This window comes from Methanobacterium sp. (assembly GCF_038562635.1).
Taxonomy (GTDB): Archaea; Methanobacteriota; Methanobacteria; order Methanobacteriales; family Methanobacteriaceae; genus Methanobacterium_D.
Genome location: NZ_JBCFBO010000002.1, coordinates 515328 through 533150, shown reverse-complemented (window position 1 = coordinate 533150; position 17823 = coordinate 515328). Strand labels below are relative to the sequence as shown.

Annotated in this window: 15 protein-coding genes; 5 read left to right on the top strand and 10 right to left on the bottom strand. The window is 33.4% G+C overall.

Annotated elements, in window-relative coordinates; genetic code table 11:
- Positions 1 to 22 precede the first annotated feature (22 nt).
- Together AAGU07_RS14695 and AAGU07_RS14690 are read right to left on the bottom strand one after the other, a co-directional pair.
- On the bottom strand, positions 23 to 424 hold the full coding sequence (locus AAGU07_RS14695) for a hypothetical protein (protein ID WP_342459834.1): 402 nt from the start codon (positions 422 to 424) through the stop codon (positions 23 to 25).
- A gap of 88 nt (positions 425 to 512) precedes the next feature.
- Positions 513 to 3173: a U32 family peptidase gene (locus AAGU07_RS14690; RefSeq protein WP_342459833.1), complete on the bottom strand. Its 2661-nt coding sequence runs from the start codon at positions 3171 to 3173 to the stop codon at positions 513 to 515.
- A 484-nt stretch (positions 3174 to 3657) separates the two neighbouring features.
- Here AAGU07_RS14690 and tmk point away from each other — a divergent pair, with 484 nt between their 5' ends.
- Both tmk and AAGU07_RS14680 read left to right on the top strand, forming a co-directional pair.
- On the top strand, positions 3658 to 4233 hold the full coding sequence (gene tmk / locus AAGU07_RS14685; protein ID WP_342459832.1) for a dTMP kinase: 576 nt from the start codon (positions 3658 to 3660) through the stop codon (positions 4231 to 4233).
- 158 nt (positions 4234 to 4391) lie between these two features.
- The gene (locus AAGU07_RS14680; RefSeq protein ID WP_342459831.1) at positions 4392 to 4835 is read left to right on the top strand and encodes a hypothetical protein; all 444 of its coding nucleotides are present in this window, start codon (positions 4392 to 4394) and stop codon (positions 4833 to 4835) included.
- Positions 4836 to 5006: 171 nt separating this feature from the next.
- On the opposite strand, the gene AAGU07_RS14675 is transcribed toward AAGU07_RS14680, so the two are convergent.
- The 5 genes from AAGU07_RS14675 to AAGU07_RS14655 form a co-directional block, all read right to left on the bottom strand.
- Positions 5007 to 5204 carry a hypothetical protein gene (locus tag AAGU07_RS14675; protein WP_342459830.1) on the bottom strand — a complete coding sequence of 66 codons (198 nt, stop codon included), beginning with the start codon at positions 5202 to 5204 and terminating at the stop codon, positions 5007 to 5009.
- Between the two features lie 8 nt (positions 5205 to 5212).
- The gene (locus tag AAGU07_RS14670; protein ID WP_342459829.1) at positions 5213 to 6169 is read right to left on the bottom strand and encodes a tyrosine--tRNA ligase; all 957 of its coding nucleotides are present in this window, start codon (positions 6167 to 6169) and stop codon (positions 5213 to 5215) included.
- Between the two features lie 217 nt (positions 6170 to 6386).
- Entirely contained in the window at positions 6387 to 7445 is a 1059-nt protein-coding gene (locus tag AAGU07_RS14665; RefSeq protein WP_342459828.1) for a 60S ribosomal export protein NMD3, read from the bottom strand.
- Between the two features lie 64 nt (positions 7446 to 7509).
- Entirely contained in the window at positions 7510 to 7917 is a 408-nt protein-coding gene (locus AAGU07_RS14660; RefSeq protein WP_342459827.1) for a translation initiation factor IF-2 subunit beta, read from the bottom strand.
- 239 nt (positions 7918 to 8156) lie between these two features.
- Complete coding sequence (locus AAGU07_RS14655; RefSeq protein ID WP_342459826.1) at positions 8157 to 10160, bottom strand: minichromosome maintenance protein MCM; 2004 nt, start codon at positions 10158 to 10160, stop codon at positions 8157 to 8159.
- A 122-nt stretch (positions 10161 to 10282) separates the two neighbouring features.
- Here AAGU07_RS14655 and AAGU07_RS14650 point away from each other — a divergent pair, with 122 nt between their 5' ends.
- On the top strand, positions 10283 to 10720 hold the full coding sequence (locus AAGU07_RS14650) for a hypothetical protein (RefSeq protein WP_342459825.1): 438 nt from the start codon (positions 10283 to 10285) through the stop codon (positions 10718 to 10720).
- 101 nt (positions 10721 to 10821) lie between these two features.
- Here AAGU07_RS14650 and AAGU07_RS14645 read toward each other — a convergent pair whose 3' ends face one another.
- From AAGU07_RS14645 to AAGU07_RS14635, 3 genes are all read right to left on the bottom strand, one after another.
- The gene (locus tag AAGU07_RS14645; RefSeq protein WP_141705138.1) at positions 10822 to 11055 is read right to left on the bottom strand and encodes a hypothetical protein; all 234 of its coding nucleotides are present in this window, start codon (positions 11053 to 11055) and stop codon (positions 10822 to 10824) included.
- A 410-nt stretch (positions 11056 to 11465) separates the two neighbouring features.
- Complete coding sequence (locus AAGU07_RS14640; RefSeq protein WP_342459824.1) at positions 11466 to 12071, bottom strand: RlmE family RNA methyltransferase; 606 nt, start codon at positions 12069 to 12071, stop codon at positions 11466 to 11468.
- A gap of 51 nt (positions 12072 to 12122) precedes the next feature.
- Complete coding sequence (locus AAGU07_RS14635; RefSeq protein ID WP_342459823.1) at positions 12123 to 12647, bottom strand: metallophosphoesterase; 525 nt, start codon at positions 12645 to 12647, stop codon at positions 12123 to 12125.
- Positions 12648 to 13006: 359 nt separating this feature from the next.
- Here AAGU07_RS14635 and topA point away from each other — a divergent pair, with 359 nt between their 5' ends.
- Both topA and AAGU07_RS14625 read left to right on the top strand, forming a co-directional pair.
- Positions 13007 to 15142 carry a DNA topoisomerase I gene (topA, locus tag AAGU07_RS14630; RefSeq protein ID WP_342459822.1) on the top strand — a complete coding sequence of 712 codons (2136 nt, stop codon included), beginning with the start codon at positions 13007 to 13009 and terminating at the stop codon, positions 15140 to 15142.
- 247 nt (positions 15143 to 15389) lie between these two features.
- Positions 15390 to 17762 carry an STT3 domain-containing protein gene (locus AAGU07_RS14625; protein WP_342459821.1) on the top strand — a complete coding sequence of 791 codons (2373 nt, stop codon included), beginning with the start codon at positions 15390 to 15392 and terminating at the stop codon, positions 17760 to 17762.
- Positions 17763 to 17823: the final 61 nt, after the last annotated feature.

Genomic DNA, 17823 nt, shown 5'->3' with positions numbered 1-17823 from the left:
TAATAACCAAAATAAAGAATACTTAAAATATGTGGCTTATAAAAACAGTTCCAAATGATTCATTGGTACTTTGACTTTCAATAACTTTATTTCCTTGAAATAGCTGTACCCGTAAAGGTAATGTGCTGTTATCCGTTTTTCTAAAAGTAACTGATACTGTACCTGGATTTGGGCCTAAATTATAATTATTGCTGGAAGTTCCATGCACTGTTCTATTTCCCGTATTGTCTGAAATAGTACCATTCCATGATCCTTGATAAGCTACAGTTACAATCACATTTGGGGTAAAAGAGCTGTTGTTTGTACTTGGAGATTGATTGGTATTGTTTCCTGTGGAATTATTTTGTGTATTAACACAACCCGATGCAAAAATCACCAGAATAAAAATAAGTATTATGGATAAATATTTGTTAATTCTGCTCAACTAATCACTCTCTCATAACAACTATGTTAAAAAAATTATTAATATTTTTCTGTAAGTTATGAAATTGGGAGTAATTGGCCAGGGAAATTTACTGTTCTGTAACTCCTCTGAGGAAGTTTCCAGTTGTTATTCCACCTAAAGAGATCTTTTTAACCTTATTTTTTAAAGCATTAAGTTCACGTTTTGATTTTTGGTCCTTCTTAGCCCCGATCTCAATGGCTTTTTTATAAATATGGCTCATCTCATGGGCATATTTTTGTGTTCTGCCTCTTGCATCGATTATAACTGTATCAATGCCAATTTTAGAAATTTGGGGCATATAGTCTACCAGGCACAACTCCACTGAGTTTAAAATGCGGGTTCTGCATTCATTATCCAATCTTATTGGGAATAAATGGTTTTTAGTATCTTCAATTCCCAGAAATGATTTTTCAGCATTTTTATTTTTAAGAACTTTATCTCCTGCAATATGGGGAATGCAGTCTTTAGAAACTATAGATTCCACATTTCCCTGTACTAAAAGTTCTAAATTTGAATCAATTCCTCTAGTTTGAATATTGAAAGCAAGCCTTTTAATCTCATCTTTTGAAAGCTCAGGAGATACAGTAAAATTCTTAAGAATGTTTTGCAGTTCTTCAACTGATTTATAATTCCATATATTAAGTCCTGCAGATGCAAAAAGATTAATCTGAAAATTGAGATTTAACATAAATTCTGCAGCTCCAATAGAATCGGTCATAACTCCACTAATCCCTGAATTAAAAGCTTTAGCTAAAAAAGAATTTAAAGAGGATAAGTAATAGCTTGAAGTAATTTTGGGAAATTTTAAGATTAGTTCAGTATTTGTATTTTTACAGATCGACACAGCTTTATTGATTAAATTTAAGGTTGATGCGGTATTTAAATTAGAGTTGCAGTTCAATGCAGCATTCCCTGTAAATGGGTCAAAATAAATTCTATCGCATTTCCCACTGGCGGCACCTTTTAGGATATCTAGATCGTCGGCATATACAGCTAAACTAATTGATTTTTTATCTAGTTTAATATTATTTGCTTTTATGTCCAGTTGAGGGAGCAACTTGTTCAATTTATCATGCGCTTCTTTCATTTTATTTTTACTTGGACAGGATGCTGAAATTAATTTTTCTTCTATTTTTTCAAATAGTTCCCGGCGGAGCTTGTTTAATTCACTGACTGGTGCAAAAAAGCCTCCGGGATAATGTATATTCATATTTTTTATATCAAAGGGGGTGCCACCAGTTTTTCTAAACTGGGTTTCAATTATTTTTTCAGTTACGGGTTTTTTAACGGCAGCTTCCATTTTAAAATCAGGAACTAATTTCAGATCAATTAAAACATTATCTGGAGCATTAAATCTACTCTGGAGCGATATAGATCCATTATTTTCTATAAATATATCTAAATCGATTTTTATCTGATGTTTATCATCACTAATTATTTTTTGAGCTTTATCCAGCAGTGATTTCCTGCGTGTTATATAAACTAAAGTTCCAGGTTTTAACGGACGTTGAACCGTGAAATTAGCTTTATTTTTATAAATATGTGGAGATTCATGTATTACCATACCATACTCGTTTTTATTTTGATCTTTATTTATAAAAACGATGCCGTCTCCCTTTTCAGGTATAATCTGATTTTTAATTTCAATTACAGCTTTTTTATCTTTCTTCTTGTAATCAGTGACAGGCCCAACATAAACTCCTCTGTTTCCAGGACGATCTCGACTCATTACTGAACTTTCGTCTTTTTCTAAAAGGTACCCTCCTGTAAAATCACGGTTAAATGCTAATTTAAGGTCATCAATATCTTTTTTTCTGGGCTTCCATCTTCCTTTTTTAATCGAATCCAGTGCTTTTCTGTAGGTGCTCACAACAACTGCCACATATTCAGGAGACCTCATTCTGCCCTCAATTTTGAGTGAACTTACAGATGATTTTGATATTTTATCAAGATATTCATAAATCGCTAAATCACGTGTCGATAATAAATACTTCTCTTTAATTTTCGCTTCAAAAATCTTTGATTTTTGATGTTCGATAATGCTTTGCATTATCTCAACTTTAGTTGTATTAATGGGCCTGCCGTATCCATCTTTCCCGCCTAAAATTAGATCATATGGTTTCCTGCACGGCTGTGCGCACATACCCCTGTTTCCACTGCGCCCGCCGATAAATGAAGATAAAAGACACTGTCCGGAATAGGAGTAACATAGAGCTCCATGTGCAAATATTTCAAGTTCAATTTCTCCGGGTTCAATATTTTTGTTGATTTCCTCTATTTCTGCCAGTTTCATTTCCCTTGCAAGCACCACTCGTTTGAATCCAAATTCTGCTGCCCATTTAACTCCTTCAGTGTTGTGAATTGTCATTTGTGTGGATGCATGGAGGTTAAGATCTGGAACAAGCTCTTTTGCAATACGTGCAACACCCACATCTTGAACTAAAATTGCATCTACTCCCCTTTCATATAAAAATAATAAATATTTGGCTAAATCTGGAAGTTCATGGTCTTTAATGAGAGTGTTAACTGTTACATAAACTTTTACGCCCCTTAAATGGGCGTAATGAACAGCTTCTTTTAAATCTGTGTTATCAAAATTAGCTGCATAATGCCGTGCCCCAAACTGTTTCCCTGCAAGGTATACGGCATCTGCCCCTGCATTCACAGCTGCTTTCATGGATTCCATAGATCCTGCAGGTGCCAGTAGTTCTGGTATTTCTATTTTCATTGTATTTCTCCGGATAAATGTAAATAACAGGATTTATAATCATAAATAATTTCAAAACGTTCATGTATGGAATTTTAACAGCCAGAGAAAAATGTTTACAAAATCAGAGATTTTGTAACCGCGGAAATCTTCGATTTTCGTATGTTATGCATTTTTCTACGCATAAAAAATCTTTGATTTCACATGATTTTGAAGACTGTTAGTTTTGTGACCGTAAAATCTGCAATTTTTACATGGTGTTAATTTAGTGCTGTAATTTATGTTAATCATTGATTAAATAAATGGATTTTTTTAAACAGGTTCAACTTAAATTAACAGTACCACAACATGAAGTATAAACAGTGCACAGGATCAGGGACATGAACGTTAAAATAAATTCAGATGGTATAGTAGTTTATTTAGTTTTTAGATAATTATACTTTTAATGCTTAAACAGATTCTTGAGCTCAAACTATATTTAGGATTATGAAAATAACTAACCAGTATGTATATATGTTTAGAAGGCATTGATGGGTCGGGAAAATCAACACAGATTCTTCTTCTTGAAGAATGGCTTAATGAATGCGGATTTGAAGTTATGAGGGTTTTTGAACCCACTGATTCTGATATTGGGAGATTAATAAGGAAAATGCTCAGGGATCCTGATGCCACGTCAGAAAATTTCCAGAAAACCCTGGCTCTTTTATTTGCTGCCGACCGCATGGTACTTATGGATGAAATCGAGGCTGCAGAACAATCAGGTAAAATTGTGATAAGTGACAGGTCTTTTTATTCAAGTATTGTTTATCAAAATGACCCTTCATGGCTTTATGAATTAAATAAATTCGTTAAAATACCGGACATGGTAATATTGCTTGATCTGGATGTTGAAACTGCCCTTAAACGGTGTGATGGTAAAGATAGTTTTGAGAATAAGGCTTTTCTTGAAAAAATCAGGGAAAGGTACCTTGAACTTGCTCGGAAGAATGATTTCTTTGTTATAAATGCAAATAATGGGATCAACAAAATCTGTGAGGACATAAAGAAGGTAATCTCTCCTAAAATTGGCAGATGCATCTAGTTAAACATAATAGTATGGTATATTAATTATAAATATATTCTACTAGAATTGTAATATGCACAAAAATTAAGTATTATTTAAATCATAAATATCATTTGTACAAAAATCAAGCTCTAATGAAATTCTGAGTTTATTTACTATTTACGGAGAACACAAGCATGGTAAATGAAGATGAACTTACAGATATGATAATAAATATAGATTTAGAGAAAGTTCAAGGCCCTAAAGATATCTGGGAAAAAAAGATTGATCTTGATGAGGGTAAATCATTAGTTGTAGGCTATGAAGAGGAGTCTAAAGTTTGTCAGGGGTTAACTAAAGATTTAACCAGTGGAATGGATGAGGAAAAATGTGCTATTACTTACAGCTGGTACTGGGAAGTTAGAGACTCTGAAACTTGGGGTATTATTTATGAAAATCATGATACTGATTTAAGTTTTTGTTCTGAAGACTTACAAAAGGCTTGGAGTGATGAAAGCACATTTGAAGATATTGGTGATGTTCCAGGAACAGAACTCTGCACATGGAGCGATCAAAACGGTATAGATGACATCGTAGAAGACATAATTGATGATATTCGAGATGTTGTAAAAATTCAATAAAAATAAGAGTGTATCTTGATATTCAAGATTTTAAATTTTAACTAATAAATTTAAAGGATAATTACTTTTTTATCCATTAATTCTTTTATTTGTTGGTTTAAACTCATTTATAGTGGTTTAAATAGTCCAAAATATTAAATTTTAATTAAAATAAATTTCAAGGATAATATATTATTTATCCTCTAATTCTTTTATTCTCTGGTTTAAACCCCTGATGATAATGTCCTGCGCACCTTCAAGGTCCTGTTTTTCACCGACAATTACAGGTCCTTGTTCAGTCTGTTTAAATTCTAATTTGTCGTATTTTTCCATAACTTCTTCCACCAATTTTGATGGGGTTCCTGGAGGTATTCTCATTTCATATTCCATAAAATCACCTATTCAAAATAGTTCCTTACAGGTTCTAAAATTTCAATTAATTCCTTTGTTACTGTATTTTTGAGGTCAAGAGGGTGTAATTTTCCATCTTTATATGACTCTAAAAGCTCATTGTAACTTAATTCAAGATTTCCTCCAAATTTAGGAGGTCTTTCAATTAACATGGTGTCTTTATGGTCATATATGAAGTGTTTTGCTATTTCAATTATTGGATTTCCTTCTACTTCTCCTGCTGGGCAGAAACTGTTTTTAATCTTCTTTTTTATAGTTTCAGGAGAATCATCGATGGCTATGAAATTTTCTTTACTTGAAGACATCTTTTCAGAGCCGTCAGTTCCATGGAGAAGTGGTGTGTGGATTATAACTGGTACAGAAGACCCTACTTTCGGTAGGTTTTCCCTTGCAAGCATATGTATTTTTCTCTGTTCCATTCCACCAAGTGCAACATCAACATCTAAAAATAGCATGTCTATAACCTGCATAAGAGGATATATTACTTCTGCAACGCGGTGATCAGTTTCATGTCTTGTTATCTGTGCCATACTTCGTTTTGCACGTGCAAGAGTAGTTGAAAGTGCAAGCTGGTATATTTTACAGGTGTATTCTTCTGATGTTTGGAAACTGGAACCCAAAATGAATTCAGTTTCTTCACTTAATCCAAAGGCAAGGAAACATTTCCTCATGTAATCTGCAATTTCCTTAATTTCTTTGAGGGTTCCCTTTTCATTTAAATATGCATGAAGGTCTGCAAGAAGAATTTTAATTTTGAACCCTGCTTTCTGCAGGTCTATCATCTTTTTAACGGTGATAGCATGTCCAAGATGGACTTTTCCCGAGGGTTCATAACCGATATAAGCTACAGGAGAATCCTTTTGAAGTTTTTCTTTAAGTTCATCGTGGGATATTATTTCCAGTGTTCCTCTTTCTATCATGTCTATTGTATTATCTATGTCCATTATATCACCGTAAATTATCTAAAAATGAATTTTATTAGTGTAATATAGTGAATGACGTAACCTTTTAAACTTATAAATTTTAGTAATTGATTAAATTTACGTCTTCAAATTCAAAGCACATAAGCAAATTATCTTTATTAAATAGCGTCAAAATAGGGGTCATTCACTATAAAAATCAGATAATTCATATTAATATTTAAATTATCACTTTGCACATTTAAATATTTTTAAAATTCCCTAAAATATAAACATTCCCTTCTATTTCAATCACAGGTACTTGAGACCCAATTTCAACATCAGCAATTTCAGGATTTATATCTATATCTAACGGTTCATATGAAACTGGGTGAAGTATCTGAATTGAATTTGGAGATTTTGCAGTTACAGTTGTTTCATTAATGTCTTCTTTCTTTGCAACTGTTTCTATTTTATCGTAATCACGCCACTGGATTGAGGTCTGGTTTTGTGAAACTAAATCATGGACTGAAATTCGTTTACCTTCTATGCTTGTAACCTGACCTAAAACGTTTCCATATTTGATAAAGTCATTAACTCTGAAATAAGGTATTCTAAAAGAAATCCATGTCCTGTAGAGATCTTTTCCAGCGGATTTGTCACGGCCCATTAGTCGAGGTGATTCTTTAATAACTCCACCAAAGTGATTCTTCAAGATATTCGATAATCTTTTTGCAACCTTTTGAGAGCCAATGTAGTAATCTATTCCTTCTTTAAGCACGACGCGCTCTGCTATATATGCCATTTTGTTCTTTTTTGAAATTTTATTGATGCTGTCTGCAATGAGCATGTCAATGGAGTTTATCTCTTCTTCGTCGGGATTTCTGTTATCTACCCTTAGTTGAATTACAGCCTCATAGTATCCTGACATGTATTTACTGCATTCTGGGCAGACATTTCTATTGATTTTAACATTTAACTTATAGTCTTGCTCGATTATTTCCCCTAAAACAGATCCTTTGATATGTACAATAAATTCAAGGGTAGATCCTCTTTCTAAAATCAGTTCAAGATCAATTTCAACGTCTTGAGCATATTTGTTTAAGGTTATATGCTCATTTAATGTGTTTAGTATAACTTCTTCGTCTGATATTTCTAAATCATGCCATTTTCCTTTTTCAAGGCGGGATTCGCAGTGGGCACATATTGTTATTTCTATCTGATCAGGAATCTCAGCTAAAACAACATCTTTTAAAAAACAGGACCTGCAGAGGTTATCAAAAAGTTTCTCTTCAGTTTTTCCACAATTTGGACAGAACATAAAAATCATTGGTTAATTTAATTAAATTTATTTAAAAATAATATGTATAAATGGAAAAACCCATTTATAATGTCTTAAGTGGAGCTTTAGCACCACATGCTTCGCATTTAAGTAAAAATACACGGTCTTCTCGGACTATTTTGGTATCTGGCCTGTTACACTCGTGGCACATGATAAATCTTTTTACATAGTCGTCTATCCTATCATTTATGAGGTAGTGTGTAAATTTACCCTGCATTATAGCTCTGCTTCCTTCTAAATTCCCTGCAGTTCCTAATTCTCTAAGTAAAAATTTGAGGACATGCTGGGGGTCCCTGTTTAATGCTTCTGTAATATCTTTAAAATTCTGTATAATTGTTCTGTTTCCCTGAATTACTGAATATGCTTTAGGGACGCTAAATCTTTTTGTTTCAAAAACCTTTTGGGGTAACTGGTCTATAGCTCTATCTAATAATTTATCGTAATCGCTCATATTATCAACCCTCCAATAAAGTTGAATTGCTTTAGTTATAATCTTAAAAATAACATTTTAAATTATAATGAACATAGTTATACTTTTCATGACTTAAAAAAGTAATGATCATGGCTATGAAATTATAAATTTCTTTGGACATGGAAAAATAGTCAAAATTTTGAAAAATAAAAAAAAATTGAGTGTGGATAAATCACACGGCTTTAAACATAATTACTGAATGAATTTAAATATCTATATTAAATTGCTCTGTAATGATTTCTACCTGACTCTATTATCATTCCTTGTTGATGCAGTTTATTTACTATTTGCTCAGCTTTATCTTCACCTATATTATGTTTAGCAGATGCTTCTTCTATAATTATGTCTCTTGGAACTTTACCATCATATTCTTCTCCAAGTTCTTTAATTATATTCATAATCAATTTAATTTTATCACGTTCGGATTTAGGTGTACGTCCTTCTACTTTGTCGATATCAACTTTACCAGTATCTGGATCAAGACCAACTTGTCTCATACAGTCTTGTTGCAGTTTAATGGCCCTTTTTGCGTCGTCAGAGGTAACTTCTTTTCCTAAGCGTATTTTACAATTTGCCTCTGATAATCGGACTAATGCTTCCAGCTGACGAGCTGTAATTGGAACTGGAGAATCCTCATCTTCTGCACTACCTCTCATTCCAACATAAAACTCTTTAAGTACTTCAATAGCCCCATCAGTAAGTTCTGGGCTGCTTTGCTTTCTTGCATATGCAATATATTTCCTTAAGAGTTCGGGATCAATCTCAAAAGGAATTTCTGCGGTTTGATGTATGTTCAAAATGTGGCTTGCCAGTTTCCGGTCTCTGTCAGCATCAGGTTTATCTTCCACAACAAATATGAGGTCGAACCTTGAAAGTATTGGGGCTGGAAGGTTTATCTGTTCTGCAACAGATTTATAACGGTCAAATCTTCCAAATTTTGGGTTCGCTGCTGCGAGCATTGCACATCTGGAGTTTAAAGTTGCCATTATACCTGCTTTTGCAATACTTATTGTCTGCTGTTCTAATGCTTCGTGTATAGCAGACCTGTCTTCAGACCTCATTTTATCCAGTTCGTCTACGCAAGCATTACCCCTATCTGCTAAGACTAATGCACCTGCTTCAAGTGACCATCCTCCGAGATCGTCCTTAACAGCAGCTGCAGTAAGTCCTACACCACTTGTACCTTTACCACTTGTATATATTCCCCTTGGTGCCAGTTTTGATACATATTTAAGTATTTGAGATTTACCAATACCGGGATCACCAACAATAAGTATGTGAATATCTCCCCTGATCCTGGTTTTATCTTCAAGCTCTTTTACACATCCTCCAAATAATTGGAGAGCTATAGCTTCTTTTACTTCTCTATAACCCTGTATAGAAGGTGCTGTTGAATTGATAATCTTATTGTAAACGTCAGGATTGGCTGCAAGTTCTTTTATTTTCTCTTCGTCTTCTTCACTTATTTTAAGTTCTTCAAATTCCTGTTCAAGTGCATCAATGTAGTTACAGTAAATATAATTTTTAAAAAGTTTTGTCTGTTCGTCTCGAACAGTTTTCAGGGTTCCAGTAATTCTTATAATGTCTCCCGGAGTGATGGTGTCTACAAGATCATCTTCCAGAACTACATTAATCTGTCTGGGCTGTTCTCCCCCAGATAAGTTTTCAAGAGGTTCTTGAAGCTTTGTTGTTTGTGTATCAATAAATTCAGATTCATCTTGCATTAATCTAAATGATCTGCCACCACACTCTTGACATAGTGCAGGTTCGCTTATCATGTTGCTTTTTTGAGGAACTTCATGAAGCCTCATGCAGCTTCGACATTCAAACATTGCATTTACAATTCGCGGACGGATTTCATTGGCTTTCCTAATAATTCCGTCAACTGCAACGAATTTACCGATATATTTACTTTTTAGGTCCCTTAAAGGAATTACATTACTTAAATTTTCAAACCTCACCTGTAAATCCGCATTTTTTCTGGCTGTATCTATGTTTTTTATTGCCTTTTGTGCTGCCTGTATAACCTCTTCTGGTTTTTCGATCAGCAAATCCGCCAAGTCCGGGTCAAACATCTCGAGCTGTAGATAGTTCACTACTACAGATCTTTCGTCAGGATACTTGGCGAGCGCTTCAGAAACAATCTCTTTGCATTCAGGTGTGCTGAAAAACTCTTCAAATTTTGCTACTGATGTTTTTGATTTTTCGGTTATGGTGTCCATTGTTAAAGTATATCTATGTATAATATAATATCCTTTACTATACAAATGATAAAAATTAATTAATTAATGAAGTTTATTTTCAATCAATTTATAAAACCTAAAACGGTTAATCTGGTGATATAATGAAAAGATCAAGGTTAAACTTATTCAAATTTACATCAATGACAATATCAGTTCTAGGAATAATATTGTTAGTCCTTTTCATAGGTGTTGTTGCGTATATAGTCGTTGCTGATGTATCATCTAAAGTTTCCTCTAATGTAGGTAGTGGTTCTGCTTATGATACTTTGGCGTCGTTAAAATCGGAGTATTCTACGTTGAACAATTCATTTAATACAGTTAAGTCTCAAGCGGGTAAATCTTCAAATAGTAAAATTAGAAATGATACCATTGATGCTGAACTTCAGCTTGTAAAAGCACAGACTGCAATAACAGATGTGGAAAGTGCATTATCTACAAATCAGCCTCAGGATGTAGTTAACACTAGACTTAATGCAGCAATTGCTCAATTACAGAAAACTCAAAAAAGTGTAAGTACTGTAACTGGCGAAGTTTCTTAACTACTAAAAATAAATATTTTTTAAATAGGTGAACAGCTGGAGCGGATCTGGCTTGTTTACATTTATTTTAGTTTAAGCACAAAAAAGGAATAAAAGAAGACTTAGTAAAAAGTCATTTCTAACGTGTCATGAAATCGCTGATTAATTTTGCACTGCAGAGCATGACGTGCTTCTCGTTCACGCAATGCCAAACTTATGGCTCTATGGGCCATATCTTCCAGCTCATCTCGGGGTAATTCTTTGATACGTTCTATTAACGTGTCTCTTGGTAGTTCTTCACTTTCTAACAAGAAATAAAATGAGTTTTTAAAAAGTTCTTCATCTATGTGCTTCATACATTATTATATTATTTTTATTCATTAATATAATTTATGCACTGCTTTTAGATAATACTTATTTCAAATAGAAATATTACTGTTATTCATTTATTATAATAATTTAATTCAATAAAGTAATAACAATAAAAAGGTTAAAATCTAATTCCAAGTAAAAAACGAGTACTCTATTTGATCTTTAAAGAAGAATAAAAATATGTTTGGGGCAATGATTATGATCTTTGGGTATAATTTCAATATTTTATTTGAATTATCCTTAAATTCTTGAAATTTAGTTATTTAATCGAATAAATTACATTTTAATATATTTTTATCAATTAGTAATGTTAACAATAGACCTATTATTGTTTGAATGTATTTTCTCATTAGATCATGTGCCCCTACTATAAAAATTAATTCTTATCCAAAAACTAATATTTCTTCAAGGCTATTAAATACATTTCAACACTTTTCTTCCTTGAAGACGGAGGTTTTGTTGTTTTAACTATTTTAAATTTCTTTTTGACCTCCTTAAGAAGTGATTGAAAGCCTTCTCCCTGAAAAACCTTTATAATCATACTTCCGTCAATTTTAAGGACTTCATCTGCAATTTTTAAGGCATTTTCCACGATGTCAATAGATTTGAGTTGATCAATATCCTTTATTCCAGTTAATTTAGGTGCAGCATCAGATAAAATCACATCTGCATTCCATTCAAGTGCATCTTTTATTTTTTCTACAGTTTCACTTTTTGTGAAATCTCCTGTAATCTGGATAAAATTTTCATGCTCAAAGGGCCTGATTCTTTGAAGATCCACAGCAACAACTTTTCCGTTATCTCCAACTATATCTAGCGCTACTTGAGACCAGCCTCCAGGCGCAGCACCTAAATCTATCACGTAATCTCGAGGTTTAATAATCCTGAATTTTTTATTGAGCTGTATTAATTTGTATGATGCTCTGGATCGGTATTTTTCCTTTTTTGCCATTTTATAGTAATGTTCACATTTACTTTCAATTTTCCATTTTTCACTCATTTTAAACTCCTTTAATATTATTTTATATTGTCAGATATAATAAAACTGATTTTATTCTGGTTTGTGGAAATTAAGGGCCTTGCATACCGGTTTTCCAATTTTAATTATTTCTACATCAACTTTTTTATTTTCAATTTTTAGAAGCATAACTGATGGATCTGATAACCTTGGAACAGTAGGACTGCCGGGATTTAAAAGAAGCACATCTTCTAATTCAGTTATAAATGACCAGTGAGTATGGCCTGTAATAAGAATTTCAACTCCAAGTTCCATTGCAATATATTTTAACTGTTGGGTATCTCCTCTTGGATAGACTTGACCATGGTTGAGCCCAATTTTTATGCCTTCAACCTCAAAAACAACACTTTTTGGAAGTTTAATACCGCAAGCTCGGTCCATATTCCCTTGAGAACATTTAGTTGGAGCTATTTTTTCAAGTTCTTCCATTACATCGTAAGATACCAGATCTCCTGCATGCAGGATCATATCCACATCTTTAAATATATCAAACACTTTTTCAGGTATCTTTGAAGCTCTCTCTGGAATGTGAGTATCGGATATAACGCCAATTAACATTTTAATCTCCTTTGTATCTAATAATATCAATATGTAGTAGAAAAAGATTATGAGTACATTGCTTGAAAATCAGGGTTTAATTATTTCATGAATTTAAATATAATTTACTTGATGTATATCATTTAAATCTTGAATAAGAAGTATTTAACTATTTTACATGACTTGAAATATAAAAATTTCATAATTAAATAAATTGGATATGTCTTTAAATATGCGAAGGTTACTATATTAATAGATCATAGAATTAAATAAGATGATTATTACATATATTTATCTTAATATTAAGAATAATTAAATCAATATAATATAATAATACATATAATATAAAATGTTATTTGAGTACTATTTTGAGTGATATCATGCATGAAGTCATAATTTGTGAAAAGCCAAAATCATCTGAGAAAATAGCTAATGCGCTTTCTAGAAATACAATTAAAAATAGCTATAAAAAGGTTCCGTACTATGAATTTGAAGAAAATGGGAAAAAAACAACCGTATTATCTGCGGTAGGACATTTATACTCCCTTTCACCTACAAATTCAAGACAGGACAAAATTTTTGATATAGATTGGGTTCCACTTTATGATAAAGATAAACAGAAAAAATATGTTAAAAATTATGTGGATGCCATAAAAAAGCTTGCAAAAGGCGCTGATAAATTTGTTCATGCTTGCGATTACGATATAGAAGGAACTGTAATCGGATATAATGCATTGAAGTATGCATGTGGTGAAGACAGTATAGATAAAGCTACAAGGATGAAATTTTCTACCCTTACCAAAGAAGACATAGTTAAAGCTTATGAAAACCCAATACCTATCGATTTTCATCAGGTTGATAGTGGTATTGCAAGGCACGTACTTGATTTTTTATTTGGGGTTAATATATCCAAATATCTCACTGATTCTGTAAGGGAAGCTACATCCAGGTATGTTCAGCTTTCTGCAGGTAGAGTCCAAACTCCAACACTTTCTATACTGGTTGACCGTGAAAAAGAGATTAAAAACTTCAAACCAATTCCTTACTGGCTTATAAAAGCTGCTCTTGAAGATGATATAATTGCTGATCATAAAGCAGGGAAAATATTTGAAAGGAAAGAAGCAGACGGCATCTTAGCTGACTGTGGGAATGCAGATGCAGTTGTAACAGATGTTACTTTAAGGGAAAACAAAAGAACACCTCCAGTTCCTTTCGATCTGGGAAGTCTCCAGTCAGAGGCGTATGGAGTATTTGGATTCAGCCCTAAAAGGACCCAGCAAATTGCTCAAAACCTTTATACAGAAGGTTATACTTCTTATCCTCGTACTTCTTCACAGAAACTCCCAAAAAGTATAGGATACGACAAGATACTTAAACAATTGAGTAAAAATGCAGAGTTCAAAAAGCATGTAGATGCACTCAAAAAACCTTTAAAACCAAATGAAGGTAAAAAAACAGATGAAGCACACCCTGCTATTCACCCAACAGGTACGTTACCTACTGGGCTGGATACAAATGAACAGAAGCTGTATGAACTTATAGTTTACAGGTTCATATCTGTATTTGGAGAAGATGCACTTCAAGAATCCATGAAAACGAAATTAAATATTAATTCGCAGGAATTTTCATTCAGCAGGAAAAGAATGGCAAAAATGGGATGGCTTGAACATTATCCATTTAGAAAAATTGAAGATGAAAAATTCCCTGACATTAAGAAAGGGGATACATTAAAGGTTAATGAAATTTTATGCGAAGAAAAGGAAACAAAACCACCTGCAAGATACAATCAAGCTTCTTTAATACGTGAACTCGAGAAAAGAGGTCTAGGTACTAAATCAACCAGAGCAAATATAATATCTATTCTCTACGATAGAAAATACATTGAAGGTCAGAAGATACAGGTTAATGAACTTGGTGAACACCTTATAGATACATTAAAAGAGTATTCTGAAGATATAACAAGTGAGGAGCTTACAAGAAAGTTCGAAACAGAACTTGAAGATATAATGGCCGATAAAATTACCAAAGACAGCGTTATAGACGAAGCCAAAGTCGAACTTTCATCTATTCTCGACGATATTGATGAAAATAAATCTAAGATTGGTGAAAAACTGTATGAGGCTTACCAGGAAAGCAGAATTGTAGGTCAATGTAAATGCGGTGGTAACCTTGTTATGAAATATTCCTACAGGACCAAAGGTACATTTGTGGGGTGTTCTGCTTATCCAAAATGTAAGGTAACTTACCCTATACCTAGAGGTACCAACGTACTTAAAACCAAATGTGAAAAATGTGGGCTTCCAATGATATCATTTGGAAAACCGCGCCAAAGAGCATGTCTGGACCCAAAATGCGGTAGAAATGGTAAAGAATCAACAAATGAAGTTGTTGGTGTTTGTCCACAGTGTGGTGAGCATCTGATTAAGCGAATGGGTCGTTATGGTGAATTTATAGGCTGCAGTGGGTTCCCAAAATGCAGATTTACCAAGTCCGTTGAGGAGCAGGAAGCTAAATAATTAAATTATTTAGTTTATTTTCCATTTTTTGCATTGATTTTTTCAAATAGATTTTACAGATGTTTATTTCATTATAAACTATTTTTAATGACTTGTTTTGTTATATTTTATTCTTTTAATTCTTTGATGCTTTTATAAATAGGAATAAGTTTTAGAAAGTACAAAAGCCGTAGTATCTATACCTTTTTAAACACCTCTAACTAAACTGAGTATAATAAAATTCACTCATAGTAATTAGAGGATTCATATGAATGTAAAAGAAACTTTATTCAAGCTTAAACCATTACTAATTATACTCCTGTTATTTTCAATTGTATTTCTACTTAGAATGGATGCAGTATCTATATCTGGAGTACCTCATGATTATAAATCATATTTTGAAGATCAAAACGGTTTTCCATACTTCAGTGAAATGGACTCTTACTATAACTACCGATTGACTCAGGACTATCTTAACCATGGCTATCTTGGAGATACAATAATAAATGGCACTTCATGGGATTTGCATTCTTATTATCCGTCAGGTAGATCAGCAGAGTACCCCCCGCTTATTATTTATATCACTGCGTTTGCATATAAGCTGGTGAATTCATTTTCAAATGTGCCTTTAAATGGAATTGCTGTATGGTTGGCTCCGTTTGTAGCTTCACTGGCTGTTATTCCTGCATATTTATTTGTGAGGAGGCTTACCAATGATTATGGGGGGATAACTGCAGGAATTTTAGCTGGTCTAGCGCCATGGTATTTCTCCCACACATTTGCAGGATTTTTTGACACTGACATGTTTGCCGTACTATTCCCGATTCTGATTGTCGGATTTTTTATTGTAGGTGCGCTTGCAAAGAATATCAAGACTAGATCGATTTATATAATGTTATCTGCTATTTCAGTACTTGTTTACTCAATGGCATGGCAAGAATGGTGGTATATGTTTTACCTTGTGATAGGTACTGGGATTATATATCTTTTAATTTCAAATTATATTCTCAAAATGGAGACAGTTAAACCATCTAAAGAGTATCCTAATAAGTTCAAATGGTTTCTAGATCAGCCGGTACTCTTTTCACTGGTAGTATTTGCGGTTACAGGATTTCTTTTAGTAGGTATCATCATGGGATTCTCCGAATTTACGGGTATTATTTCCAGTATTTCTCAAGCTACTCAATTACAGAGTTCAGTTCAAGGAACATCGTATCCAAATGTATATTTATCAGTTAGAGAGATGTTAACTCCTGGATTCTGGAATGTTGTAGATGGGGTAGGTGGAATATTACCATTTATACTGGGCATTATGGTTGTTCCTTTCCTTTTATTGAAACTAAGTCAGAATACTCATACAAAAGAAGTAAAAGCACCAAAAAGGAAGAGTAAACCTAGAAGAAAGTCTAAAAAAAGAGCAAAAGTTGCTGAAGAAAAAAGGGATACTGTAGAGGATCCTCATATAACAGAAGATAAAAAAAATTACCTTTTATACGCAATTTTATTTACAATATGGCTTTTGGGATTGGGTTACCTTTTAACCAAAGGTCAAAGATTTATTGAAAACTTTTCAGTCCCAGTAGTATTAGGTGCAGGAATTTTAATAGGTTTACTTGTACCTTACTTCAAAGAATACATAAAAGATACCAGATACTCTGCACTGGCCATTTTATTTGTAATTGCAGTTGTGGCATATTCACCTGCAGCAACAGCATATACATTTTCAAATCAGATAATTCCAAGCGCGGATGATTCAATGTATGAACTATTGACATGGATTAAAGATAACACGCCCCCAAATACGGTTTTAACTTCATGGTGGGATTTTGGCCATTTTTTCACTGCAGTAGGGGACAGGCCTGTCACGTTTGACGGCGGATCTCAAAATACTCCTCGTGCATACTGGGTTGGAAGGGCTCTGTTAACGAGCAACGAAAATCTATCTGTTGGAATACTTAGGATGCTGACTTCAAGCGGTGAGGAGGGTATTTCAACCATTGAAAATTGTACGCATGATACTGGTAAAAGTGTTGAAATATTGAACAAAATTTTACCAGTTGATAAACAGGCAGCCCAAACTATACTCACAAAAAGTTACAATTTAACTCCTGTTCAGGCTCAAAATGTGTTACAGTATACACATCCTACCAATCCTGCCCCATATAATCTTATATTAAGTGCAGATATGATTATTAAGGCAGGTGTGTGGTCCGAATTTGGAAATTGGAATTTCCAAAATGGAACTGGGCAGGGTTATGGTTATTCTGCACAGCAGGCATCTGTCAGCTCATTAGATGGTACTGTAGCGATTCATGCGCAAAATGGTATTGTTGCGCAGATAAATGGAACTCAGATAACTGCGGGATTGGCCTACACTCAGAATAATCAAACTCAAATAATGGCACCTCATAAGCTGATTGTAATTAAAAATAATCAAATAGTAATGAATCAAATTGTTTCTAATCAGAGCCAAATAAGCATACTTTTAGCGATGGACAATAACAGTTGCCTGGCTGTGGCTATGAACAGGGAACTTGAAAATTCCATGTTTACACGGTTGTACTTTGAAAATGGCGCAGGTTTAAGTAGATTCAAATTTGCACATTCTGTAGGGGGATATGTAGTTTGGAACGTGAATTAGGTCATGTGGATCTAATTCCTTTTATTAATTTATAATTAGGAAATTCGAGCTTTTATAGATA